Origin of the sequence: Clostridium ljungdahlii (genome assembly GCF_001636845.1) — a bacterium.
Taxonomy (GTDB): domain Bacteria; phylum Bacillota; class Clostridia; order Clostridiales; family Clostridiaceae; genus Clostridium_B; species Clostridium_B ljungdahlii_A.
Genome location: NZ_LITT01000057.1, coordinates 1 through 735, shown reverse-complemented (window position 1 = coordinate 735; position 735 = coordinate 1). Strand labels below are relative to the sequence as shown.

The 735-nt window shown below is 34.0% G+C and carries 1 protein-coding gene; it reads right to left on the bottom strand.

Going from position 1 to position 735, the window contains the following annotated elements; translation table 11 throughout:
• Positions 1 to 130: 130 nt before the first annotated feature.
• Positions 131 to 607: an IS200/IS605 family transposase gene (gene tnpA / locus WY13_RS15585; RefSeq protein ID WP_063556274.1), complete on the bottom strand. Its 477-nt coding sequence runs from the start codon at positions 605 to 607 to the stop codon at positions 131 to 133.
• Positions 608 to 735: the final 128 nt, after the last annotated feature.

Below are 735 nucleotides of genomic sequence, written 5' to 3'. Positions count from 1 at the left end.
AGTCAAGTACCACCAGCTAAGCTGGTGGCTTGATTAAGCCCTATAAGGGCATGGTACTGGCAAGCGCTACTCGCGCCCTGAATAGACCGCCAATCGCAAAACATTTCCAGCAACCACCCTTGGTGGCTGTTTATTTTCTTCTTTTTACTTGCTCACCTGTAAACGGATCTATATATTCCTTTATACTTATTTGTTCTGCAATTTGGTCTTCTTGTAATTGATTTTGTATATACTTTGTTATTGCTGTTTTATTTCTTCCAACTGTATCTACATAATAACCTCTACACCAAAAATGACGATTTCCATATTTATATTTTAAATTTGCAAATCTATCAAATATCATTAAGCTACTTTTTCCTTTAAGTATTCCCATAAACTTTGATACACTCATTTTGGGTGGTATTGTTACAAGCATATGTATATGATCTATACATGCATTTGCTTCTATTATCTCTACATTATTTCTTATACATATCTCTCTTAATATTTTTCCTATTTGTACTTTATATTTGCCATATATTATTTGCCTTCTATATTTTGGTGCAAACACTATATGATATTGACACCTCCATTTTGTATGTGATAAGCTTGCTATGTCGTTTCCCATAACGACACCTCCCTATGATATTTTAATTTTTGCGATTGTCAGTCGTTCAAATTATATCATAGGGGGTTTTTATTGTTCAGAGCTTAAGCCCTTTTATCCACCGGCATTACCGGTGGTTTTCTTGACAA